This is a genomic window from Zhongshania antarctica (assembly GCF_014202945.1).
GTDB lineage: Bacteria > Pseudomonadota > Gammaproteobacteria > Pseudomonadales > Spongiibacteraceae > Spongiibacter > Spongiibacter antarcticus.
The window spans coordinates 442,373-461,939 of sequence record NZ_JACHHW010000001.1 but is presented as its reverse complement, the minus strand read 5'-3'; the positions used below and the strand labels follow the sequence as shown (position 1 = coordinate 461,939).

Sequence of the window (19,567 nt, the reverse complement as noted above, 5' to 3'; positions counted from 1 at the left end):
GTCGCTTTAGGGCGTTATTTTTGAGAGTGTATTGCTAGCCCTTGTTGAGCGGCCGATAAAAATAGCGGTAGAGCACGCTGTTTTCTTCTTTTTCATTTTTGCGCCAGCCGTAAATTTTTGGGCGCTCAAATTCAATCGCGAGTTTTTTCCAGAGCAGCCAATCGTAGAGCGCCAGCATATTTTGTAGATTGCAGGCCGAAGTGGGGCTGCGGCTGTGATGGTGATGGTGCTGGGTTGGAAAGGTCAGTATATGGCAAAGCGCATACATGGTTTTAGCGATGATCGGATTTGGGTGATTTAACAGCTTTAAGTCGTAGTCGAGATTGGCGTGGGTGTGGATTCCCCAAATGCTCTTAATGGCGGTGCCAATGGCCCAGACGTGGAATAGACCAAGGTACAGACAGAGATAACCAAACCAGTAATTGGGTAGGGTAAAAGCCCAGCCCCAGCCGACAACGATAGTTTGGCTTACGCCTAGCTCGCCGCGATTATCGGCGCCACCGTGTAAATGGTGGGTTCTGTGGGTGACCTTATACCAGCGCTGTAATTTGGCGAGCATAGGATTCTTTGGGGTGCGCGAGTGCGAAAAATTATGTACCCAGCCATGTAGGAACTCGTCGATCATGACAAAGCCAATGATGCCGGCAATCAGATGTTGATCTTCAATCCACGCCAATGCGCCGGCATACTCAGGCATCACTAGGGTGTAAAGACCAAAGCTACACAGTATTAATAGCGGCCGCTCTATAAAGTGCAGCCAGGTGACAGCGATGCCCAACATCTGCCAGTCTTTGCCAATTTTTTTACCATTTTTGGTGGCGCCTTTGGCTATTTCATACAAGATGAAAAAGACAATTATCCCGAGTGACCAATTGGTATAGCCATTTTCCACATTGTCCATTTAGGGCCTCGGTCTCGTCTCAAACAGTGTTGCCATGGTGAGACCTTAAGCAATTTGATAATATTAGTACAATTCAATAAAAGTATAAGTGATATGCATGAAACTTAATTTACGATCCGTTGATCTCAATCTACTGACCATCTTTGATGCCATAATGAGTCACGGCCAAATGTCGAAGGCGGCGCAGCAGCTACACATGACCCAGCCGGCGACTAGCCACGCTCTTAAACGACTGCGGCAGACCTTTGACGATGAGCTGTTTATTCGCACCCGCAATGGCATGAAGCCGACGGCTAGAGCCATTGAGATAGCGGGGCCGATTCAAGAGGTTTTGCTCAAAATTCGCGACACGCTGGATTCGAATAAGTATTTTGAGCCGACGGAGTCAGATCGCGTCTTTAAAATTGCCTTTGGCCGTTACGGTGAGTTGAATTTATTGCCGCGTATTCTTGAGAAAGTAAATCAGGTGCAAACCGATATCAGTATTTACTCCCACTTAGATGACCAGGAAACCGGCCTTGAATCACTTAAGGACGGCAAGATTGATTTTTGTTTTGACTTTATCTCGCCGCAGGACAAACGTTTGGATTACTGCGAATTCAAACCTGAAGAAATCGTGGTGATTGCCCGTCGAGATCATCCTCGTTTAGGTGCAAAGTCGTCGATCAGTACCAAGCAGTTTTTCGATGAAAAGCACATCGTCATGAGTTTTGGCAGCGACCGCCGTGAGCTGCTTCAGCAGTTTATGGAAGAGCAGGGCGGCATTCGCAAGATACTCACTGAAGTGAATCAGTATATTGCGGTGCCAACCGTGGTGATGCAGTCTGACGGCATTGCTATTGTTCCCAGGCCAATGGCGGAGTTCTTTTTGTATAAAGACCGGCTAAAAATATTCAAGTTGCCCCTCGGCTTACCGTCGCTGCCAATCTATTTAATTTGGCACCGCGCCATGAGTCAAGACAAGGGCCACAACTGGCTAAAAGCATTGATCATGGAGTGTGTTTGACTACAGGCGGCCGTAAGGCTGCCTGTGTCGTGATTGCCGACCGGTTTAGTAGGTGTAGCGGGCGGTTAAGCCCAGCGATAAGGGCTGGCTAGTAAAGGCTTGGTATGAGCCGACTGGCGAGCCAACGCGGGTGTCGATAGTGGTAAAGATATTGGCGGGGGCGACTTGGTCGATATCGATTTCGTCGGTGAGATTCCGCCCCCAGAAGGCGACGTCAATATTGCTATTTCGCCAGCCGAGCCTGAGGTTGAGGGTATTTGACGCCGGTTGGTCAAAGCGTGGGTCTAGCGCCGAACTGGCATTGGCTGCGCCGGAGTAGGCGTAGTCCATGCGGGTGTAGATGTCGCCACTGCCAACGGGATAGCGCCAGTTAATGGCGATATTGCCTTTGAGTTTGGTGGCGGAGGCCAGCTCCTCGCCATCTAAAATACACTGTCCTAAGTCGTTATCTGGTTCGCGGCCGTAGTAGCACTGACCGCCATCGTAGCTGTCGAAAACGGTGTCGATATAGGCGAAATTGATGGTCGTCGACATGTTTTCGGTGAGGATGATGGTCGAGTCAACCTCGATACCGTCAACAGTAACAAGTTCAGCATTGTTGATGATGAAAACCAAACCGGCAAAACTGGCATTCTGGAAATTCTTATATTCGGTGTGAAACACCGACGCGTTGACCCGTGCGCGGCGGTCTAAGAACTCGGTTTTGGCGCCCAGTTCAAAGTTGATAACTTCCTCTTCACCGAAGGGACGCATTTCGTCAGTCGCGGTGCCGTTTTGTAAGCTGAAACCACCCGCTTTAAAGCCGGTGGATATCACACCGTAAAACATGGTGTCGGCATTCACAAAATAGCTGCTGGATATGGAGCCGGTGATGGCGTCGAAGCTTTGGGAATCGTCGAAATTATTGCCGTCGGGGGTAACGAGACAGATTAGGTTGGTATTTAAAGGTGGAACGCAGCCGAGCGCAGACAGCTCGGTGGTTTGAATCACCACACCGGCTTTCTTCTCATAGGAATAACGCAGACCAAGGGCCGCCTTCCAAGCATCACTAAACTCGTAATCGAATTTGGTAAACAAGCCAAAACTATCGGTGTCTTGAGTGATGTCATAATCGCCTCGATCGCCCTCGACACCGAGTAGTGGCAATGCGAGGGGGGAGAGATTAATGGGCAGTACACCTCTTGTGATCAATTCCCCAGCGAGTGCTGCGCCATACTCTTCTATGTCTTGTTGGGCTAGGAACTCAGGTAGGTCTTTGTCGCCGCGACGGAACTCATTGGTAAAAACAAAGGTACCCGCGAGCCAGCTGAACGGGCTTTCGGTGTCTGATGCGATCCGGAACTCCTGAGACAGTGACTCGCCCGCTTGGCGGTCGTTAAAATCGGCGAGGAGTAAGCTCGTCTGCTCGACATCACTGAGAATAGTCAGGCCGTCGTAGTCATCGTAACTGCTTATTGAGGTTAATGAATAACCATCGCCACTGTATTCCAATGTGAAAATAATGTCGTTGGAATCGCCAATATAGCCGCTGCCTTCGCTGTATTCGATGAGTCTGTCAGAGGGGTCGTTGGGGATGGTTAGACTAGCGCCGGCGTTCCTTAAGATTCGCCTGCTGGCGTCACTCAAAAATACATCGCCAGTTGTGGTGTTCATGTCTTTGTCGGCGTAACCCACAATGAGGCGGCCATACAGCGCGTCGCTAAAGTCCATGCGCAACTGGCCGCGAATCGCGTAGCCGTTCAAACCTTCGCTTTTGGGGCCCGCTGCGTTCTCAATTAACTCGCTTCGGCCGGTGTCGACGATGCTGAGTCGACCTGCGACTGAGTCGCTAAAGGGCCCGCTCACATAGGCTTTTATCTGTTTCAGGTTATCGCTGCCAAAGCTGACTTCCGCCATGGCTTCAAAGTTTTCAGTTGGGCCCTGCGTTGCGACGCTAATCACCCCGGCGGTGACGTTTTTACCGTGTAAGGTACTCTGGGGGCCTTTTAAGACTTCAACGGAACTCACATCCACCAAGTCGCCCATACCAATGCCTGAGCGAGACCGAAAGGCACCGTCGATAAACAGGCCAGTCGCCGGCTCAAAATTGGGGATGTTACCGGCGTTGCCGATATTGCGAATTCTGAAGGTGGTGGCTAGCGGGCTAATATTGGTGAGTACGATAAGCGACGGCACTTGCGCGGCGATATCGCTAATGTCATTAAAACCAATATCGGCAAGCTGGTCGGCTGTTAAGGCGGACACCGAGACGGGGACGGTCTGCATGTCTTCGGCGCGCTTTTGGGCCGTGACGATGACCTCTTCGAGCTGAGCGGCTGAGGTCGCAGCCGCGGGTCCGAGTAAGGCAGCGGATATACCGAATACCAGTGGCCGTAGAGAGAAGCTAACACTTGGCTTATTTTTATACATATTGAGTTCCAGAAAAGGCGCTCTTAAGCGCGCCGGACTTATAATTTTTATATTTACCGAACAGATCTAAGATGCAAACTACCACAATGGGGCAAGAAGTAAAGTATTGGCAGTAATTATGTTATATTTATGTGGTCGCTGTTTTGGCCTTGAGCCTTTGGCGACGAATACCACTGGAATGTATGGCGCGGCGAAAGGCCGGTAGCACATAGGAAACCTAGATATGAACAATGAAACCCATTACCGTGCACTTGAAACAATGTATAAAGCGGCGCCGGTGAATGCCTTTTACTTGCCTGAAATAGGCGTTACCGAGGGTGAGTCTGAGATTTCGATAGCGGTGTCGGAAAAGCTATTCCACTCCGCTCGAGCGGTGCACGGCTCGGTGTATTTTAAAATGCTCGACGATGCGGCGTTTTTTGCAGCGAACTCATTAGAGCCCGATTACTTTGTGTTGACGACGTCATTCACCACCTATTTGACAAGGCCGGTGTCTGAGGGTCGTTTGAGATCCGTGGGCAAAGTTGTTAATCGCACTAAATCGCAATTTATTGTTGAGGCGGTTGTTTATGATAGTGACGGTAATGAGGTGGGTCGTGGCAATGGCATATTTGTGCGCAGCAAAATGCGCTTAAACGATGCGATGGGCTATGGCGAGTAGTTGGCAAGGCTAGCTCTAGCGCCAAGGGGCGCTAGAGCACAGTGAACTGCGCTTAGTTGTGCGCGTGAAGCATCTCGTTAAGGGCGATAGCGGATTTATTGGTTAATACCTCAATCGCGCCATTTTTAGAGTTGCGACGGAACAGCAAGTCAGACTGACCAGACAATTCGCGCGCCTTAGTCGTGCCAGCAACCGCGCCATCGGCGTCGATGATGGTGAGTACCGATCCGGCAGTGATGTACAGGCCGGCTTCAATTGTGCAGCGATCACCCAGCGGAATGCCAACGCCAGCATTGGCGCCGATGAGGCATTCTTTGCCTACCGAGATAATAATATTATTGCCGCCAGACAAGGTGCCCATGGTTGAGCAGCCGCCGCCGAGGTCGGAACCCGCACCAACCATCACGCCCGCTGAAATCCGGCCTTCAATCATTCCCGGTCCTTCGGTGCCCGCGTTAAAGTTGACGAAGCCTTCGTGCATAATGGTGGTGCCTTCACCGAGGTAGGCGCCAAGACGAACCCGCGCGGTGTGGGCAATGCGCACGCCACTTGGCACAACGTAGTTTGTCATCTTGGGGAATTTGTCTACGGACATCACTTCGAGCATTTCACCGCGAAGGCGCGCATCGAGCTGACGGCCCTTGAGCTCGCTGATATCAACCGCGCCCTTATTGGTCCACGCCACATTGGGCAGTGCGCCGAAGAGGCCGGTTAGGTTAATACTGTGAGGCTTTACCAAACGGTGTGATAGCAAATGCAGTTTTAAATAGCCTTCAGGTACTGAGCTTGGCGCGTCGTCGGTGGCGAGCAGGGTAACGACTAAGGGTTGGCTGCCGCTGGCCAACTGCACCGCGAGTTCCGCTTGGTCTTTGTTGCCTGCAGCCTTTAGGGCTTCAGCGATCTGCGCCATTTGGTCTTTTGTTACTGCGCTGGCGGTATTGCCTTCGACAGGCTCAATAACGCTAAGGATGGCGTCGACCATTTTGGCGGCTGGGGCGAGTACGGGCTGGGCATAGAAGGTATCTAACCACTCGCCTTTGCGATTTTGGGTGCCGAGGCCGAGGCCGAGTGCGAAGTGTGCTTGAGTCATTGTAAGGTCTCTTAAATGGCTTAAAGGGTGTGATGAGTGAACAGTGACTGATAATGCTCGGCCTTAAAGCCGAGGTGTAGCTCGCTGCCGGTGTCGAGCAGGGGGCGTTTCATTAGGGTCGGGTGTTCCAAAAGTAGGGCAATAGCTGTGTCTGGGTTTAGCCCATCGCGTTGCGCGGGGCTGAGTTGTTTCCATGTGGTACTGCGTTTATTGACTAGCGCGTCTACGCCCAATACTTGTAGCCAGGTTTTTAGCTGTGACGCCGTTAACGGGGTGTCGCGAACATCCTGAAAGCTAAAGTCGACGTTGTGCGTTTCTAGCCAGCGGCGCGCGGCGCGCACGGTATCGCAATTTTTAATGCCGTAGAGTGTGGTGCTCATGGTTCTGCTCTTGTTGCATGTGGGCTGAAAAATTCAGCCGCTAAGGATAACAAATTCTGGCCTGTGGTTCACGGCGCCATGTCGTCTACTAAGGTTTGTACACTGTTGGCGGCTTTTTGCGCTTGGGGTACAAAGTGGTGCATATCTCGCACACCGTGCCGTCGCAGCCTCTGGCGCTGCAGTACTCGCGGCCATAAAAAATAATTTGCAGGTGTAGCGGGTTCCACTTTTCCTTGGGGAAGAGGGATTTGAGGTCTTTCTCGGTTTGCACCACGTTTTTGCCGTTTGTCAGGCCCCAGCGCTGGGCCAAGCGGTGAATATGAGTGTCGACGGCGAAGGCGGGCACGCCAAAGGCCTGGGACATTACCACGCTGGCGGTTTTGTGACCGACGCCGGGCAGGGTTTCCAGTGCCGCCATATCTTGGGGAACAACGCCGTTAAACTTTTCGACCAGAATTTCTGACAGGCGTTTTATGGCGCTGGATTTTTGTGGCGACAAGCCGCAGGGGCGGATGATTTGGCGGATAACCTCCACATTTTGCACGGCCATATCAAAGGGATTGTCGGCCAATTCAAATAGCGCGGGGGTAATTTGGTTTACCCGCGCATCGGTGCACTGGGCCGACAACAAAACCGCAACCAAGAGGGTGTAGGGGTCTTTGTGGTCTAGTGGAATGAGCTGTTCCGGATACAGCTCTTGCAGGCGTTTTTCAATGAATGCGGCGCGTTCTTTCTTTAACATGCGCCACGCTCTTTTAAACTTTGCACATAGGCTTTTACGCGGTGGGCGGCGTCGGCGCATTGGGCGGCTTCAGCCACCAGCGCCATGCGCACGTAGTTCGCTCCGGGATTGTAGCCGTCGACTTCGCGAGATAAATAGCTGCCGGGCAATACCGTGACATGTTGCTGTTCGAAAAGGCCCTTGGCGAACTCGGTGTCGCTGATCGGGGTTTTGGCCCACAAATAGAATGAGGCATCGGGCTGACTAACATCTAAGCAGCCGTCCAGAATATCCAGTACCTCGGCAAATTTCTGACGATAGAGGTCGCGGTTGGCTTTAACGTGAGCTTCGTCGTTCCACGCGGCAACGCTGGCCAACTGGTGTTGCACCGGCATGGCGCAGCCGTGGTAGGTGCGGTAGAGCAGGAAATCTTTGAGGATTGTGGCGTCGCCCGCCACGAAGCCAGAGCGTAAGCCCGGCAGGTTAGAGCGCTTTGACAGGCTATGAAAGACCACACAGCGCTCGTAGTCATTGCGGCCAAGTTCGGCGCAAGCTTGCAGTAGGCCGGGGGGCGGACTAGCTTCGTCAAAATACAGTTCGGAATAGCATTCATCGCTGGCAATCACAAAGTCGTATTGATCGGCCAGCGCGATAAGCGCTTTTAATTGCGCGCTGCTCATTACGGCACCGCTGGGATTACCCGGAGTGCAGATAAAAAGCAGTTGGCAGCGCTGCCACACGTCGGGGCTGACCGCCGCAAAGTCCGGGATAAAGTTGTTTTCTACGCGGCAGGCTAGGAACTCGGGTTGGGCCCCGGCCAGTAATGCTGCGCCTTCATAAATTTGGTAAAAAGGGTTGGGACTGCACACGAGTGCGTCGGGGCTGGGTGCGACCACGGTTTGGGCAAAGGCAAATAGCGCTTCGCGGGTGCCGTTAACCGGCAGTATTTCGGTCTCTGGGTCGAGCGTGCTTAAGCTAAAGCGCTGAGTTGCCCAATGGGCAATGGCTTGCCTTAGCTCTGGAATGCCTTTGGTGGTGGGGTAGTTACTGAGCTTGTCGATATTATCCTTAATGGCATTGGCGACAAAATCTGGTGAGGCGTGCTTGGGCTCACCGATAGACAGTGCAATATGGGCCATTGCGGGAGTGCGTATGTCGGCAAATAAGGCGCGCAATTTTTCAAAGGGGTAGGCCTGTAGAGCCGTCAAATTGGGGTTCATACGGTAATGCTGCTCGCTTTTTCGTCTAGTTCTCGGCAAATGGCCTGCTGAATTTCTTCGCAGAGCTTGGGGTCGTCAATTGGCCGCTGATTTTCGTCTGTAATAAAAAACACGTCTTCAACCCGCTCGCCAAGGGTGGCAATTTTGGCGTTTTGCAGACGAATATCGTATTGATTGAATATTCGCGCCAAACGCGCCAGTAATCCCGGTCTATCTGGGGTGATGACCTCGAGCACGGTGTGGCCCTTGTTAAGGTCGGTGGCCATGCTGGTGCGCGTGGGTATTGAGAACAAACGCATTTGTCGCGGCGTACGGCGCTCAATCGTGGCAGGGAAACGCTCGGGGTGTTCTAGGTGTTCCTGCATGAACTCAATAATATGAGCGATCCGGCTGGGATTGTCGCCAATGGATTCGCCATCGGCGCCGAGCACATAAAAGGTATCTAGGGTGAAGCCAGTGCCGCTATTGTAGATACGCGCATCCTGAATGCTAAGGTCAAGTTGCTCTAAAGCCTCCGCGAGAAGGGCAAACAGCCCGCCCCGAGCCCGGGTGTGAACGAAAATCTGGGTGGCTCCCTCGTGGTCAAGTAAGCCGCCTTCCTTGACCAGGACCACGCTGGCGCTGGATTTGGTCCGCTGCGCGATTGCGCGGGTATGCCAAACGATGTCATCGATCTGTTCGCGAATAAAATAGTCTTCGCCGGTGTCGGCCCACAGGGTGCGGATTTCGGTTTCGGTGAAGCCGTAGTCTTCGAGTTTTTCGATGGCGCCCGCTTGGGTTTCGTCAATCCACTCTTGTTTGTCGATGGGGGTTTCTAAGCCTCTGCGCAGTGCGCGCCGAGTTTCGGCGTAGAGCTGGCGCATTAGCGAGGCGCGCCAGGACGTCCACAGGGTGGGGTTGGTGGCGTTGATGTCGGCTACGGTCAGGCAGAACAGATAATCCAAGTGCTGGATGTCGCCCATGGTTAGGGCAAAATCGCGAATGACTTCGGGGTCTTGAATATCTTTGCGCTGGGATACTGAGGACATCTCAAGGTGCTTTTCGACCAACCACGCGACTAAATTACCGTCGCGCTTGTTGAGACCGATATATTCACAAAACTCTCTGGCATCTACCGCGCCAAGGCTGGAGTGGTCGCCGCCACGGCCTTTGGCGATGTCGTGAAATAAGCCAGCGAGATACAGTAGCTCGTGCTTGGGTAAGCGCTGCATTATCCGGCAGGCCATGGGGTACTGCGCCACCATGCTGGGGTAGCGGAAGCGGCTAATATTTTTGATTAGCTCTAAAGTATGGGCGTCGACCGAATAGATATGGAAGAGGTCGTGCTGCATCTGGCCGACGATGTGGGCAAAGGCCGGAATAAACTTGCCGAGAATGCGAAAGCGTTTCATGCGCCGTAAATTCAGGGCGACTCGATTCGGTGAGCGCAGTAACTCCAGAAAATAGCGTTTGTTCTTTGGGTCGGCGCGAAAGCGGTCGTCGATCAAATGGCGCGACTTGCGGATGAGGCGGATGGTACTAGCCCTGACGCCGTCAATGCCTTCGTGATTGGCCATGAGCACAAAAATTTCCATGAGTGCTGAGGGCGTTTTACTAAAGACTTTGTCGTTTGCGGCTTCTATATGGCCATTGCGAATGCGAAAACGCGGGTTTATCTCGAGTACGGTTTCAGCCTCGCAGGCGCGCAGTATGGTCTCATCAAAATGCTGCATGAGCACGTCGTTAAGTTCGCCAAGGTGCATGGCCCAGCGATAGTACTGCTGCATAAACTGTTCAACGGCAAGCTTGCCGTTGCCGTCGGTAAAACCAAAGGATTCTGCAAGAGTGCGCTGATGATCAAATAAGAGGCGGTCTTCTTCGCGGCCGCCTAGTAGATGCAGTGCAAAGCGAACGCGCCATAAATAATCTTGGCCTTCTTTTAGCGTGTCTAATTCGTCTTGGCTGAGGAATTGGCGCTCTAATAATTCGTCAATAGACTGGGCGCCAAAATGCCGCTTTACCACCCAGCCAATCATCTGGATGTCGCGTAGGCCGCCGGGGGAGCTTTTGACGTTGGGCTCCAGATTGTATTCTGAGTTGGCGAATTTGCGATGGCGGTGGATTTGCTCATCCCACTTGGCGCGGAAAAATTCGCTGCTAGGCCAAATTTGATCGGGTCCAACTAGCGCCATTAGCTCGGTGTGCAGGACGTCGTTACCCGCCAGTGGGCGTGACTCCATTAAGTTGGTGGCAACGGTAATGTCTTCGGCGGCGGTTTTACAGCACTGGGTAATGGTTCTGACGCTGTGGCCGATCTCAAGATTAATATCCCATAGGAGGGTGATTAAGCTTTCAATATTGTCGCGGTAGTCACCGGCGTCATCGGTGGTCAGAATCAGTAAATCGATATCGGAGTAGGGGTGTAGTTCACCTCGACCATAACCGCCAACCGCGATTAGACTGATGTCATTCTGCCATTGGTAGCTGGCCCAAATATTTTGCAATAGGGCGTCGATGCGAGCTGAGCGCAATGCCACCAGTTCACGAATGCTTTCTTTGGCTTCAAAGCGCTCTTTAAGGTCTTTGGCTAATTCTTTTAGGTAGGTCTTGTATACCTTGATGGGTTTGCTGGTGTTTGGGGCTTGCTGGCTTAGGAACTGGGCATCCGGTAGAACCAAATTACTCATTTGGACTCCTGGTAAAAAGGTTCGTCAGGTCGCGCCGTTAAAACTTCTACGCCATCGCTGGTCACTGCCATGGTGTGTTCCCATTGGGCCGAAAGGCGGCGGTCTTTGGTGGTTACTGTCCAGCCGTCTTTCATATTGAGTTTGGTGTGCTTTTTGCCCGCATTGATCATGGGTTCGATGGTAAATGTCATGCCTTCTTTTAATACCAGGTCGTTGCGGCGGTTATAGCCCTCGCCATAATGCAGAACCTGCGGATCTTCGTGAAAGACCAGGCCAATGCCATGGCCGCAGTATTCTTCAACTACGCTGTAGTGTTTGCCGCGGGCGTGCTTGGCAATAATAGTGCCGATATCGCTGAGTTTGCAGTCGGGGCGAACGATTTCGATGGCTTGATATAAGCATTCTTGAGCGACGACGCACAGGCGCTTGGCGTGCTCAGGCACATTGCCAACATAAAACATGCGATTGGTGTCGCCGTGCCAGCCGTCTTTGATGACCGTGACGTCGATATTTAGGATATCGCCGTCCTTTATCACTTTGCTGTCTGACGGGATGCCGTGACAGATCACTTCGTTCAACGAGGTGCACACTGACTTGGGAAAACCGTTGTAGTTTAGGGGCGCGGGGATGGCGTCTTGAACATTAACAATATAGTCGTGACAAATTTGGTCAAGCTCGCCGGTGCTGATGCCTGGCTTTACATAGGGGGTAATCATTTCAAGGACATCTGCGGCAAGGCGGCCAGCAATGCGCATGGCGGCAATTTGTTCGGGGGTTTTAATGCTTACATTCATAAATAGAGTACCGATATTCGCAAGTGTCAGGCGACCAAAGCACGCTATTGTAAACCATCGCTTATAATGTGGCGAAGGTGGCGGGGAATTTTAGCGTCAAAAGCGGTTTTGGCTTTATGTGACGAGGGCTCTGTGGTATAAATACGCGCCCCAATTATGGCGTCTGCTGTAATTGGTTAAATGACGCGCAGAAACCGACACGTAATCCCGGGTGCTCCAGTAAAGCTGGGGTTGGCTTACGGGGTCTCTGCAAGTTTGTAACCCGATGTTAATTAAGGAAAAATCATGTCACATATAAGCATGCGTGAAATGCTGCAAGCCGGCGTTCACTTTGGTCACCAGACTCGCTACTGGAACCCAAAAATGGCACCGTATATTTTTGGTGCTCGTAACAAGATCCACATAATCAACCTTGAGCATACTGTTCCTGCGATGAATAGCGCGCTGGATGCAATTGCCAAGATGGCAGCAAATAAGAACAAAATCCTGTTTGTTGGTACTAAGCGTGCTGCAAGCAAGATCATTGGTGAGCAGGCCGCCCGCGCGGGTATGCCTTTTGTAAGTCACCGCTGGTTAGGTGGCATGCTGACCAACTACAAGACCATTCGTCAGTCAGTGCGTCGTTTGCGTGAGCTTGAAGCTCAGCAGTTAGACGGTACTTTTGACAAATTGACCAAGAAAGAAGCCCTGATGCGTCGCCGTGATATGGAGAAGCTTGAACGCTCCATTGGTGGTATTAAGGATATGGCTGGTCTGCCAGACGCCCTGTTTGTTATTGACGTTGATCACGAGCGGATCGCGATTCAAGAAGCCAATAAGCTGGGTATTCCAGTTTTTGGAATCGTGGATACCAATAGCAACCCAGACGGTGTTGATTTTGTTATTCCTGGTAACGACGACGCGATTCGCGCCATCAAACTTTATGTTACTGCTGTTGCTGACGTGGCTATCAATGCCGCCGCTAACGACGCTGTAGCAAAAGATGAGTTTGTTGAAGTTGCTGCAAGCCCAGAAGGCGAAAGCGCTGCCGAGTAATACTCGCCGCCAAGCAGTCTGCGAAAGGGGGCGCGGCCCCCTTTTTTTGGATATATATTGAGTAGGGTCAGTTTGAACGGCCGTGCTTAAGCTCAAATACGAGGATTTTAGGATGGCTGTATCAGCATCAATGGTTAAAGAATTACGTGATCGCACTGGCCTGGGCATGATGGAGTGTAAAAAAGCACTCAATGAGTCCAACGGCGACATCGATTTGGCAATTGAAGAGTTGCGTAAATCAAGCGGCATGAAGGCGGCTAAAAAGGCCGGTCGTACTGCGGCTGATGGCGTTGTGACCACTAAAGTTGCCGAAGACGGTAGCTACGGCGTGGTTGTTGAAGTGAACAGCGAAACTGACTTCGCTGCGCGTGAGCCAGGTTTCCTTGCCTTTGCGGCATTGGTTACTGATAAAGTGTTCACCAGTAAAGAAACTGATATTGCTGTGCTGATGGCTGGTGAGTTGGAATCTGCGCGTGAAGCGCTAGTTCAGAAAATTGGTGAGAACATTGGTGTGCGTCGTGCGCTGGTGGTTACTGCCGAAGATGGCGTAGTGGATAGCTATGTTCACTCTAATAACCGTATCGCGGTTTTGGTTGCGCTAAAAGGCGGCGATGCTGAGTTGGCTCGCGATGTGGCAATGCACGTTGCTGCAGTTAACCCACGTGTTGCTAAAGCGGAAGACATGCCGGCGGAAGAAATTGCCAAAGAGCGTGAGATTTTCACTGCCCAAGCGGCAGAAAGCGGCAAGCCTGCTGAAATCATTGAGAAGATGATCGACGGCCGTATTCGCAAGTTCTTGTCCGAAAGCTCACTGGTTGATCAGGCCTTTGTTAAAGACCCTGAAGTGACGGTAGGCAAGTTGCTGAAAAACAGCAGCGCAGATATACAAGAATTTGTCCGCTTTGAAGTGGGTGAAGGTATTGAGAAAGAAGAAGTGGATTTTGCCGCCGAGGTGGCTGCTCAGCTGAAAGGCTAAGCCACTCAGTAAACGGGGCCTACGGGCCCCGATTTACTATAGGCGATATACAAATCTTAAAAATATCGTGCAATGTGGTGGGGTAGAAAATGTCTAGCGTAAGCCGGGATAAGAAATACAAGCGCATACTTCTGAAGTTAAGTGGCGAGGCTCTGATGGGGAGTCTGGGGTTTGGAATTGACCCCAAGGTCTTGGACCGCATGGCGCTGGAAGTAGGGCAATTGGTTGGTATTGGTGTGCAGGTTGGTCTGGTGGTGGGTGGCGGTAATTTATTCCGTGGCGCAGCATTGCAGACGGCGGGGCTCGACAGAGTGACCGGCGACCACATGGGCATGCTGGCCACAGTCATGAATGCTTTGGCGCTGCGTGACGCGTTGGAGCGAAGTAATATAAAATCTTCAGTGATGTCGGCCATACCCATGAGTGGTGTGGTAGATCACTATGATCGCCGCAAAGCGATTAGGGCCTTGAGTCGTGGTGAGGTGGTTATTTTTGCCGCCGGTACTGGTAATCCGTTTTTTACTACCGACTCAGCGGCGTGTCTGCGCGGTATTGAAATGGACGCCGACCTGGTACTTAAAGCAACTAAGGTCGATGGCGTTTACAGTGCAGACCCAATGCTTGACCCGAGTGCCGTTAAATACGATTACCTCAGCTATGATGAGGTGTTGGACAAAAAGCTCGAGGTAATGGATCTTACGGCCATCTGTTTGTGCCGGGATCATAATATGCCTTTGCGGGTATTTGCGATGGAGCAGCAGGGTGCTCTTTTGAATATTGTTGTTGGTGGCGAAGAAGGAACGTTAGTGGCCGCCACTAAGCGCGAGGAGAAGACAGCGTGATTAATGAACTGAAAGAAGACGCCAAAGTACGTATGGCCAAGGCCATTGAGGCGCTAGGCAGCAATTTTAACAAAATTCGCACCGGTCGCGCGCATCCGAGCCTGCTCGACGGTGTACGCGTGTCCTATTACGGTACCGATACACCGCTGTCGCAAGTGGCTAATATTGGTATTGAAGACGCGCGGACCTTAACCGTTACGCCTTGGGAAAAGAATATTGTTCCCGACGTAGAAAAGGCGTTGATGAAGTCTGACTTGGGTTTAAATCCAAGTACTGCTGGCAGCGTCATTCGTATTCCCATGGCGATGCTGACTGAGGAAACCCGCAAGGGCTATATCAAGACTGCACGTCATGAAGCAGAGAGTGCGCGTGTATCGATTCGCAATGCGCGTCGCGATGTACTGTCTGATATCAAAGATTTGCTAAAAGAAAAAGAAATTAGCGAAGATGATGAGCGTCGCGCCCAAGACGAAGTTCAGAAAATTACCGACCAGTTTATTGCAGAAGTCGACAAGGCGCTTGCGGCCAAAGAAACTGACCTAATGGTTATCTAAGCGGCGAAAATCCTTGTCATGGCAGTATCTACGCGGCCAGCCGCATCTCTAAGTATTCCTCGCCACGTTGCCATCATTATGGATGGCAACAATCGGTGGGCCAAAGCCCAGGGACTCAAGTCTTCGGCTGGCCATCGCGCCGGTGTTGAAGTCATTCGGCCACTGCTGAAATTGGTTCGTGAGCGCGGTGTTGAGGTTGTGACCTTGTTTGCTTTTTCCAGTGAGAATTGGCAGCGGCCGAGTCTTGAGGTTCAGGCTTTGATGCGCTTATTTTCGAGTTACCTAGACTCGGAAACCAAGCAGCTTCACGCCGATGGTGTGCGCATTCGTTTTATTGGCAAGCGCGATCAATTCTCGGCAAACCTGCGCAAGCAAATGGATTACAGCGAGCAACTAACCCGATTTAATCGCGATACCCAGCTAGTGATTGCTGTGGATTATGGCGGCCAGTGGGATATTGTGAGCGCGGCTAAATCGCTTGCCGAGCAAGTGCAGGCTGGCACGCTGGCGCCGAATGATTTTGATGTTGAATTGTTTGATCGACATATGTCTTTGGCCGATGTTCCCAAGCCAGACCTCTGTATTCGCACCGCGGGTGAACAGCGCATTAGTAACTTCTTACTGTGGCAGCTGGCGTATAGCGAACTGTATTTCACCGATTGTTTTTGGCCAGATTTCGATGCGGCCGAGTTAGATCGCGCCTTGCTGGCGTATGCTCAGCGAGATCGACGCTTCGGTGGTCGAGATGAAGAATAATAATGCGGCCATCATAAATTAAGGGAGTCAAATTATGCTAAAGCAGCGGATCATCACCGCGGTGCTGATCGTATTAGCGCTTTTTGCGGCCTTGGCATATTTGTCAGTGGCGGCTTTATCTGGCGTTTTTGCGCTGGCAGTATTAATAGCGGCATGGGAGTGGGCGAATCTTAGCGGCTTTGTCAGCCGCACTGGCCGCAGTATCTATGTTGCGGTGTGCGCGCTGGGCATGGCTTTGCTTGCCTGGCAGTCTGGTTTGTACGCCGAGCAAAACTTTTTGGTGCTACGCGAGATTTTTATTGCCGCTTGTTTGTGGTGGGCTATTGCTCTGTTGTGGGTTAAAGCTTACCCCTTAAGCTCCGGTCTGTGGGGTTCTAAAGGTGCGCGCAGTGTAATGGGGCTGTTGGTGTTGGTGCCGGCGTGGTTGGCACTGAGCTATTTGCGGAGTTTGCCCGAAGGCGTCTATCTCATTCTGGTGGTGATTGGCTTGGTTGTGGCGGCCGATGTTGGCGCTTATTTTACTGGGCGAGCCTTTGGCAAAGCTAAGTTGGCTCCTGCCGTGAGTCCGGGCAAGTCTTGGGCCGGGTTCTGGGGCGGTTTGGTCAGTTGCCTGACGCTGATGGCGATTTTGTGGCGAATTTGGCCCGAGGGTATGCCAATAAGCTTGCCCGCAGCGTTAGGCCTAGCCCTGGTTACCGGTTTGGCCTCCGTGCTGGGTGATTTATTGGAAAGCATGATCAAGCGCCATCGCGGTATTAAAGACAGCGGTAATCTGCTGCCTGGCCACGGCGGCATTATGGATCGGATCGACAGTATTACCGCCGCTGCACCGGTATTTGCGCTTGGCCTTATTGTCTCGGGATGGGTGTAATGCAGTCAGTTACAGTGCTGGGTTCTACTGGCTCAATTGGCATTAGCACGCTTGATGTACTTTCTCGCCACCCAGATCGCTATTCTGTTTACGCACTCACTGCCAATACGAGCGCGGACGAACTGTTTGCGCAGGTTATGGCATTTTCCCCACGTTACGCTGTATTACGTGAAGCGGGATTGGCTGCAGAGTTTGCGGAGCGGCTGCGCGTCGCCGGCAGTAACACGGAAGTGTTGAGCGGCGAAGCCGGTTTGTGTGAGGTCGCTGCTGCTGCTGACATCACAATGGCAGCGATTGTTGGCGCAGCGGGCTTATTGCCGACACTGGCAGCGGTCGAAGCGGGTAAAAAGGTCTTGTTGGCGAACAAAGAGTCGCTGGTAATGGCTGGTCAGTTGTTTATTGATGCCGTCGCTAAAAGCGGCGCTACCCTGCTGCCTATCGACAGCGAACATAATGCTATTTTTCAATGCTTGCCCCTAGCCGCGGAGGGCGGCATTAAAGCCCAGGGCGTTCAGCGCATATTGCTAACCGGTTCTGGTGGGCCATTTCGCGCTACGCCCCTCGATGAACTTGCTACCGTTACACCAGACCAGGCGTGTGCCCACCCCAACTGGGCGATGGGGCGCAAAATTTCAGTTGATTCTGCGACAATGATGAACAAAGGCCTTGAACTCATCGAGGCCTGCTGGCTGTTTCAGACAGACCCAGCGACGATTGAAATTATTATTCACCCCCAGAGTGTAATTCACTCGATGGTAGAGTATGTGGACGGCTCGGTATTGGCGCAGTTGGGTAATCCAGATATGCGAACCCCTATTGCCCATGCGCTAGCATGGCCGCAGCGCATTCATTCTGGGGTCTCGAGCCTGGATATAATAAGTCAGGCCCGTCTCGATTTTGAAGCGCCAGACGAGGAGCGTTTTCCTTGTTTACGCTTGGCCAGGGACGCCGCGATTCGTGGCGGCACGGCGCCAGCAGTATTAAATGCCGCGAACGAAATTGCAGTGGCGGCATTTTTGGATGGTGAGCTCGCCTTTGTCGATATTGCGCAGGTCATCGCTGACGTGATGGCGCAGACAAATATTGGTGAACCCCAGTCTTTGCTTGATGTCCAAACTGCGGACTCGGCAGCGAGGGCCTTAGCTGTTGATCTTATTAGCGCTAAAATTCGGGCTTAGTACGTAATATAATGAAATGCTTTTTACCAAGGCTGCTTACAGGCTCAGATAAGGGACGACAGGCGTGCTAGATATTTTACAAACAATTTTGGTGACGATAGCAACCTTGGCAATACTGGTTGCCGTGCATGAGTATGGCCACTTTTGGATGGCGAGACGCTGCGGCGTTAAAGTCTTGCGATTTTCCGTGGGCTTTGGTCGTCCTTTACTGACTTGGACTGATCGCAGTGGTACGGAGTTCGTCGTCGCAGGCATTCCGCTAGGCGGCTACGTTAAAATGCTGGACGAGCGCGAAGCTCCAGTTCCCACTGAGCTGCAAAGTCAGGCCTTTAATCGCGCTACCCCAAAATCACGAATTGCGATTGCTGCGGCTGGACCGCTGGCGAATATCGTTTTGGCGATTTTCGTATATTGGCTGATATTTTTAAATGGTGTGACGGGTGTAGCGCCTATTGTGGCTGAAGTTGAGGCAGGATCTCTCGCGGCGCGGGCCGGGATTGTTGCAGGGCAGGAGTTTATTGCAGTAGATGGTACGGCGACGCCTACCTGGGAGACCCTCCAAATGCAGTTGTTAGAGCGCATTGGCGAGGACGGCGATATTCATTTGTCGCTCAAGTACCCCGACTCGGATCTGGTGTACGAGAGCACGGTAGCGTTAAGTGGCTGGATGCAAGGTGTCGAGGAACCCAACCCGGTTCGGGAATTAGGTGTGACCCTGTATAGACCGGCGCTGTTGCCCACGCTGGATAAAATTATGCCCGATAGTCCCGCTGAGCGTGCAGGTCTTCTGTCGGGCGATGTGGTGTTGGCTATTGACGGTAAGGACGTTGCTAGTTGGTCTGAATGGGTTGACTATGTGCGGGGCATACCCGAGCAAAGTGCGACTCTTTTGGTTGATCGCAATGGTCAGCAGCGACAGTTACAGATTACCCCAGAACGCAAACTTGATGAGTCTGCCAATGCTTACGGTTATGTGGGCGTCAGTGTTGCAATGCCAGAATGGCCGAAAGAGATGCAGCGTACCGTAGATTACGGCATTTTGGGTGCCGCCGTAGCGGCAGTCGATAAAACTTGGCAGATGAGCGTTTTTACGTTGACATCTATTAAAAAGATGCTGACTGGGCTGTTATCACCAAAAAACTTGAGTGGGCCTATAACCATTGCTAAAGTGGCCAGCTCCTCAGTGCAGTACGGCTTTTTTTCTTGGCTGACGTTTTTGGCGCTATTGAGTGTTAGTCTTGCCGTACTGAATTTACTGCCAATTCCTGTTTTGGACGGCGGACATATAGTTTACGCGCTTTTTGAGTGGCTGACCGGTAAGCCCGTCGCTGAACAAGTTCAGATCTGGGCGAATCAGCTGGGCTTGGTGTTGGTAGTTTTTGTCATGGTATTTGCTTTATATAACGATGTGTTGCGGCTGTAATTTTTGGTCTATGCGATGCTTTTTATCTTACATATTGGCGCTGTTGGTTATGTTTTGGCAGTCGCCCCGAGCCTTGGTTTTTAG

General features: G+C 51.9%; 18 protein-coding genes. 10 read left to right on the top strand and 8 right to left on the bottom strand.

The genetic code is table 11. The features are described from left to right. Positions 1–34: 34 nt before the first annotated feature. A complete protein-coding gene (locus tag HNQ57_RS02095; protein WP_184460954.1) occupies positions 35–901 on the bottom strand; it encodes a sterol desaturase family protein in 867 nt (288 codons plus the stop codon). 97 nt (positions 902–998) lie between these two features. Between HNQ57_RS02095 and HNQ57_RS02090 the strand changes: the two genes are divergently transcribed. Continuing rightward, positions 999–1,907, top strand: a complete 909-nt coding sequence (locus tag HNQ57_RS02090) for a LysR substrate-binding domain-containing protein (RefSeq protein WP_184460953.1) — start codon at positions 999–1,001, stop codon at positions 1,905–1,907. Positions 1,908–1,952: 45 nt separating this feature from the next. Here HNQ57_RS02090 and HNQ57_RS02085 read toward each other — a convergent pair whose 3' ends face one another. Next, entirely contained in the window at positions 1,953–4,316 is a 2,364-nt protein-coding gene (locus HNQ57_RS02085; protein ID WP_184460952.1) for a TonB-dependent receptor, read from the bottom strand. A 223-nt stretch (positions 4,317–4,539) separates the two neighbouring features. Here HNQ57_RS02085 and HNQ57_RS02080 point away from each other — a divergent pair, with 223 nt between their 5' ends. Further along, the gene (locus HNQ57_RS02080; protein ID WP_184460951.1) at positions 4,540–4,977 is read left to right on the top strand and encodes a PaaI family thioesterase; all 438 of its coding nucleotides are present in this window, start codon (positions 4,540–4,542) and stop codon (positions 4,975–4,977) included. A 52-nt stretch (positions 4,978–5,029) separates the two neighbouring features. On the opposite strand, the gene dapD is transcribed toward HNQ57_RS02080, so the two are convergent. The 6 genes from dapD to map form a co-directional block, all read right to left on the bottom strand. Beyond that, positions 5,030–6,067: a 2,3,4,5-tetrahydropyridine-2,6-dicarboxylate N-succinyltransferase gene (gene dapD, locus HNQ57_RS02075; RefSeq protein ID WP_184460950.1), complete on the bottom strand. Its 1,038-nt coding sequence runs from the start codon at positions 6,065–6,067 to the stop codon at positions 5,030–5,032. Between the two features lie 20 nt (positions 6,068–6,087). Further along, entirely contained in the window at positions 6,088–6,447 is a 360-nt protein-coding gene (locus HNQ57_RS02070) for an ArsC family reductase (RefSeq protein ID WP_184460949.1), read from the bottom strand. An 88-nt stretch (positions 6,448–6,535) separates the two neighbouring features. Then, complete coding sequence (nth, locus tag HNQ57_RS02065; protein ID WP_184460948.1) at positions 6,536–7,189, bottom strand: endonuclease III; 654 nt, start codon at positions 7,187–7,189, stop codon at positions 6,536–6,538. Continuing rightward, positions 7,183–8,388, bottom strand: a complete 1,206-nt coding sequence (dapC, locus tag HNQ57_RS02060; RefSeq protein ID WP_184460947.1) for a succinyldiaminopimelate transaminase — start codon at positions 8,386–8,388, stop codon at positions 7,183–7,185. Before dapC ends, nth begins: the two co-directional genes overlap by 7 nt. Next, a complete protein-coding gene (locus HNQ57_RS02055; RefSeq protein WP_184460946.1) occupies positions 8,385–11,054 on the bottom strand; it encodes a [protein-PII] uridylyltransferase in 2,670 nt (889 codons plus the stop codon). The genes dapC and HNQ57_RS02055 overlap by 4 nt, the downstream gene beginning before the upstream one ends. Next, entirely contained in the window at positions 11,051–11,848 is a 798-nt protein-coding gene (map, locus tag HNQ57_RS02050; RefSeq protein WP_184460945.1) for a type I methionyl aminopeptidase, read from the bottom strand. Before map ends, HNQ57_RS02055 begins: the two co-directional genes overlap by 4 nt. A 285-nt stretch (positions 11,849–12,133) precedes the next feature. On the opposite strand from map, the gene rpsB reads away from it, so the two are divergent. From rpsB to rseP, 8 genes are all read left to right on the top strand, one after another. Further along, positions 12,134–12,883, top strand: a complete 750-nt coding sequence (rpsB, locus tag HNQ57_RS02045; protein WP_008248852.1) for a 30S ribosomal protein S2 — start codon at positions 12,134–12,136, stop codon at positions 12,881–12,883. Between the two features lie 112 nt (positions 12,884–12,995). After that, positions 12,996–13,859 (top strand): translation elongation factor Ts, encoded by an 864-nt coding sequence (gene tsf / locus HNQ57_RS02040; RefSeq protein WP_184460944.1) that lies wholly within the window; start codon positions 12,996–12,998, stop codon positions 13,857–13,859. Positions 13,860–13,948: 89 nt separating this feature from the next. Continuing rightward, positions 13,949–14,701 (top strand): UMP kinase, encoded by a 753-nt coding sequence (gene pyrH / locus HNQ57_RS02035; protein WP_008248856.1) that lies wholly within the window; start codon positions 13,949–13,951, stop codon positions 14,699–14,701. Continuing rightward, positions 14,698–15,255, top strand: coding sequence for a ribosome recycling factor (gene frr / locus HNQ57_RS02030; protein WP_184460943.1), 558 nt, complete (start codon positions 14,698–14,700; stop codon positions 15,253–15,255). The genes pyrH and frr overlap by 4 nt, the downstream gene beginning before the upstream one ends. Before the next feature lie 18 nt (positions 15,256–15,273). Further along, positions 15,274–16,011, top strand: a complete 738-nt coding sequence (gene uppS, locus HNQ57_RS02025) for a polyprenyl diphosphate synthase (protein ID WP_184460942.1) — start codon at positions 15,274–15,276, stop codon at positions 16,009–16,011. 34 nt (positions 16,012–16,045) lie between these two features. Continuing rightward, complete coding sequence (locus HNQ57_RS02020) at positions 16,046–16,882, top strand: phosphatidate cytidylyltransferase (protein WP_184460941.1); 837 nt, start codon at positions 16,046–16,048, stop codon at positions 16,880–16,882. Then, entirely contained in the window at positions 16,882–18,060 is a 1,179-nt protein-coding gene (ispC, locus tag HNQ57_RS02015) for a 1-deoxy-D-xylulose-5-phosphate reductoisomerase (protein WP_184460940.1), read from the top strand. Before HNQ57_RS02020 ends, ispC begins: the two co-directional genes overlap by 1 nt. A gap of 64 nt (positions 18,061–18,124) precedes the next feature. Next, positions 18,125–19,483 (top strand): RIP metalloprotease RseP, encoded by a 1,359-nt coding sequence (gene rseP / locus HNQ57_RS02010; protein ID WP_184460939.1) that lies wholly within the window; start codon positions 18,125–18,127, stop codon positions 19,481–19,483. The last annotated feature ends 84 nt before the right edge of the window (positions 19,484–19,567 follow it).

What these genes read in the sequence shown, in the direction of transcription:
- HNQ57_RS02055 (WP_184460946.1), bottom strand. Translation starts at nt 11,054, where the DNA reads ATGAGTAATTTGGTTCTACCGGATGCCCAGTTCCTAAGCCAGCAAGCC.
- map (WP_184460945.1), bottom strand. Translation starts at nt 11,848, where the DNA reads ATGAATGTAAGCATTAAAACCCCCGAACAAATTGCCGCCATGCGCATT.
- pyrH (WP_008248856.1), top strand. Translation starts at nt 13,949, where the DNA reads ATGTCTAGCGTAAGCCGGGATAAGAAATACAAGCGCATACTTCTGAAG.
- tsf (WP_184460944.1), top strand. Translation starts at nt 12,996, where the DNA reads ATGGCTGTATCAGCATCAATGGTTAAAGAATTACGTGATCGCACTGGC.
- HNQ57_RS02090 (WP_184460953.1), top strand. Translation starts at nt 999, where the DNA reads ATGAAACTTAATTTACGATCCGTTGATCTCAATCTACTGACCATCTTT.
- HNQ57_RS02085 (WP_184460952.1), bottom strand. Translation starts at nt 4,316, where the DNA reads ATGTATAAAAATAAGCCAAGTGTTAGCTTCTCTCTACGGCCACTGGTA.
- rpsB (WP_008248852.1), top strand. Translation starts at nt 12,134, where the DNA reads ATGTCACATATAAGCATGCGTGAAATGCTGCAAGCCGGCGTTCACTTT.
- HNQ57_RS02070 (WP_184460949.1), bottom strand. Translation starts at nt 6,447, where the DNA reads ATGAGCACCACACTCTACGGCATTAAAAATTGCGATACCGTGCGCGCC.
- HNQ57_RS02020 (WP_184460941.1), top strand. Translation starts at nt 16,046, where the DNA reads ATGCTAAAGCAGCGGATCATCACCGCGGTGCTGATCGTATTAGCGCTT.
- ispC (WP_184460940.1), top strand. Translation starts at nt 16,882, where the DNA reads ATGCAGTCAGTTACAGTGCTGGGTTCTACTGGCTCAATTGGCATTAGC.
- HNQ57_RS02095 (WP_184460954.1), bottom strand. Translation starts at nt 901, where the DNA reads ATGGACAATGTGGAAAATGGCTATACCAATTGGTCACTCGGGATAATT.
- dapD (WP_184460950.1), bottom strand. Translation starts at nt 6,067, where the DNA reads ATGACTCAAGCACACTTCGCACTCGGCCTCGGCCTCGGCACCCAAAAT.
- HNQ57_RS02080 (WP_184460951.1), top strand. Translation starts at nt 4,540, where the DNA reads ATGAACAATGAAACCCATTACCGTGCACTTGAAACAATGTATAAAGCG.
- nth (WP_184460948.1), bottom strand. Translation starts at nt 7,189, where the DNA reads ATGTTAAAGAAAGAACGCGCCGCATTCATTGAAAAACGCCTGCAAGAG.
- uppS (WP_184460942.1), top strand. Translation starts at nt 15,274, where the DNA reads ATGGCAGTATCTACGCGGCCAGCCGCATCTCTAAGTATTCCTCGCCAC.
- dapC (WP_184460947.1), bottom strand. Translation starts at nt 8,388, where the DNA reads ATGAACCCCAATTTGACGGCTCTACAGGCCTACCCCTTTGAAAAATTG.